The 3,582-nt window shown below is 36.0% G+C and carries 3 protein-coding genes; all 3 read right to left on the minus strand.

The window, feature by feature from the left end; genetic code table 11:
- Positions 1-358 precede the first annotated feature (358 nt).
- On the minus strand, positions 359-1,813 hold the full coding sequence (locus P9B04_RS17125) for a sigma-70 family RNA polymerase sigma factor (protein WP_342056191.1): 1,455 nt from the start codon (positions 1,811-1,813) through the stop codon (positions 359-361).
- 98 nt (positions 1,814-1,911) lie between these two features.
- Complete coding sequence (locus tag P9B04_RS17130; RefSeq protein WP_342056192.1) at positions 1,912-2,985, minus strand: J domain-containing protein; 1,074 nt, start codon at positions 2,983-2,985, stop codon at positions 1,912-1,914.
- Between the two features lie 285 nt (positions 2,986-3,270).
- Positions 3,271-3,411: a hypothetical protein gene (locus P9B04_RS17135; RefSeq protein ID WP_342056193.1), complete on the minus strand. Its 141-nt coding sequence runs from the start codon at positions 3,409-3,411 to the stop codon at positions 3,271-3,273.
- Positions 3,412-3,582 lie beyond the last annotated feature (171 nt).

Below are 3,582 nucleotides of genomic sequence, written 5' to 3' on the forward strand. Positions count from 1 at the left end.
AGTTTTAGCCATCGTTCCTCATATCAACTTTTCTTGGTGCAAGATGTGAGTATAAGCAAGCGATCGCCCATTGGCCATCTTAAGGAATGCCATTGAAATGTGCTTGCCCACTCCCAGAGCAATCACTACCCTTCATTTGCTTAAACAATAATCGTAACCTTTGCTTAACTTCTGTGGTTAACAGATTCCATCCCACTTGTAGCTTCAAGCTCAAACAGCGCAACCTTTGACCCATTTACTAACCTTTCTTTATAAGTTCAGTATGTCGGAAACCACCAGCAGAAGAAATCCCGTTTTGTTCAGGAAAGTTCAGGAAAAAGTTAAGTGTTTATTTGTACTAACTAGCCTAAAATTATAATTATTTTCCATAGGATAATTGATGCAATTGCTTTTTAATTTCTCTTTGTTCAGATTTAGACGGTATTTCCTTAACCTTAGATTTGGCGGATGACTTCCTCTTAACTTTCGATTGATTCCCTTTTTTCTTATTTTTAACCGTCTCTTTAGTTTCCGATATTTTTTCAGCAGAATTATTGACAACTTTGGGATTAACAGTTGTAGAAGAAGCTTCCCTCTTAGCTTTGGGTTTCGAGGATTTCTCAGCCACTTTTTTTCTCATTTTTGCTTTAGTGGTTCCCGGCTCAAAGTTGAGTAAGACCTCAGTTTTAATTGATTGAGAAGAAGGAGGATTTAAGTTCATCGGATTTTCCTTTTTCTGTATTTCCTCCAGATTTGCTTCAGTTTTAATGGCTACATCGGAGGCCAAATCCTTCCCCTCATTTCTCGCTTTTCCCTCTTCTAAAGACCCCTTAAATCTCTGTTTGAATTTTAGACATTTTCCCTTAGTTATTGATTCAAAATTCACTGAAATTATCTCCTGTTTATCTCTCAAATCAGTGACAATTACTCGCCTTAATTTATCTAAAGCCTTGTTTTTAATTTGTCTCACCCTTTCACGGGTTACGTTCATTTTTTTGGCAATTTCATTGAAGCTTAAAGAAGGGGTTTCTAAATAATATTCTCTCAACACTCTTTGCTCTTTTGGTTTTAATCCACAGAGGCATTGCTCTACCAGTTCTTTATTGCCAATAGTCTCCAGAAATTTCCCTAAATCCTCATGAGGATCTGCTAGAAAACTGAGCAGCGTTGAATTATCTTCATCTCCTAAAACCTTTTGATCTAAAGAGATAATTGGACTGTTAATCTCTCGTAATACCCTAACTTTAGATTCGGGGATTTCTAACCTTTCTGAAAGCTCGGCCACCGTCGCACTTCTCCCATATTTCTGTCTAATTGTAAGCTGCACTTTTTTCAGCTTACTAATCTCTTCATTTATATTAACCGGAACTCTAATCGTTCGTCCCTTGTCGAAAATTGCTCGCACTATAGCCTGTCTAATCCAATGATAAGCATAAGTTGAAAATTTGTATCCCTTGTCATATTCAAACTTTTCTACTGCCCTGATTAACCCTAAATTTCCCTCTTGTACTAAATCTAGTAATTCTAATCCTTTTCCCTGATATTTTTTACACATCGCTACTACTAATCTTAAATTAGCATTAACCATTTTGTCTTTGGCTCTTTTTCCTCTTTTTAAAATTAAGTAAAGTTCTCTCACACTGATCCTCAAATGCTGCGCCCACTCTTCATCTGTTACTACGGCCTTTTCTTCTAGTAACTTTTCTTTTATTTCCTCACAATCCCTCATCTTTTTTACTTGCTTTCCTAATTCTATTTCTTCATTAGCTTTTAAGAGAGGAATTTGAGCAATTTGATTTAGATAGTCACGAACTTCATCAACTTTTTGGGTCATGATTTTTGAGTAACAGTTTTCTTACGTCACTTTTTATATCTTATCAATAAAAATGAATTCATCAACTTTCTTTAGCTTTTATCTAAGTTAATTTTTACTTAGATTATTCTAACCCCTAATAATTCTTCTAACATCATTTCTAATATTTCTTCTTCTTTGACTGACCCTCCACCTCCAGGCCCTTTCAGAAATTCTGAGATAGTAATTTTCTTGTCTCGAAAGTCTCTGACAAAATCACGAATACTTTCGATAGGTTTGACTTGCTCTTCTAATTCTCTAGTTAGTGCAGCCATAGCATCTACTCCTTGTTTCTGACACGATCTATATTCTTTTACCATTTTTCCTTCTGGGGTTCTTCTCACCATCCTTAGTTCTTTTTTCAAGTTCTCATATTGATTTCTCAGAAGTTCATTATCTTTTTCTCTCATCAGACATATTTTTTCAATTTCACTCTTTGAGGCATTATCTAGGTCTATTTCTTGTTGAGAATGATGTTGTTTTTCTATTTCTAGTAATCTCGCTATATCTCCCTCTTCATAAGCTTTATTAACTTCTTTCATGACTTCGTTATTATATATCTGTGTTTCTGGATCACTGGCTTTATCTGGATGAAATAAAGACGCTAATTTTAGAAACGTTTTCCTGATTTCTCCTGATTTTTTAGATTTTGTTTCCCCTGAGCCAAAATCATTGTCTTCATCTAATGGCTCTCTATAGTTGGCGTTTTTTTGAGCTTTCTTTTCGGCTGTTTTAAACTCTTGTTCATCTGAGAATACATCCTCAAAATCCTCAAAGTCTTCTTCTTCTTCTTCTTCTAATTCCTCTGATTTGGGACTTATTAATCCCATCATTTGAAGAGAATGGTAAACTCCTATTAGCTCTTCTCTACTTTTCTTCCCCAATTTTCTTGTTGTTAAAATCTCGGAGAACAAGTCATGAATTTCTTGATCCAGTTCTTGAATTTTTTGATTAATCGGAACAACTTTTCTAAAAACTTCCATGCCAATCTCACGCATCTGATCTAAAAAATTCTTGAGTTCAGTGCGTTTTCGTTTTATTTGTTTGAGTAGCCATTGATGTTCTTCTTCGAGACAACGACAACGTTCATGAAACGATGATAGTCCTAACGATTCGCTCTTATCCTTTTGAGAAGAGATTTGATCCACCCTCATGAATACCTTACAAACTGTTCCTTATAATATCTGTTTAGTATATCAGTCACAGGAGTCACCAGAGCGATCGCTAAGTCTAAAGACCTGAGTTCGATCTAAGAAAATTCATAGAAAATCTCTCAGGTTCAGCAGCCTCAAACACCTATTATCTCGTCAATAAAGACTTATCTCCGAACCCCGAACTCACGTTAAAGGACATCAATCACAGGTATTTGTTAGTATTAATGAGTTAAACGTGATGAATAGAATACTTTGCCCCATAATTGGGGCTTTTTACCCTTATCTTCATCCATTGTACTCAGACCAACTCAATACTTTAACCTGTTCTATTACCGATAAGGGATACGTCACACCCTGCTTGTCCTCTAATTGGCGATCGCCTTTCACTTCGATGACCTTCCCCGCCAGTTTCATCGTTTCGGTCACGGGATGAGGGATTAAACCTTGTAATAACTGCCCTACTTCATAATGGAGTGTTTGTTGACGAGGGGTTGATGAAGCTGCTTTTAAGTTTTGATAGAACTCCAGTAGTTGTGACTCAGTTAGCCTGCATTATTCATGAGAGAATTAAGAACAAGCATGAAAGCCTTATGCAAT

Origin of the sequence: Crocosphaera sp. Alani8, from assembly GCF_038442745.1 — a bacterium.
In the GTDB taxonomy this organism is placed as follows: Bacteria; Cyanobacteriota; Cyanobacteriia; order Cyanobacteriales; family Microcystaceae; genus Crocosphaera.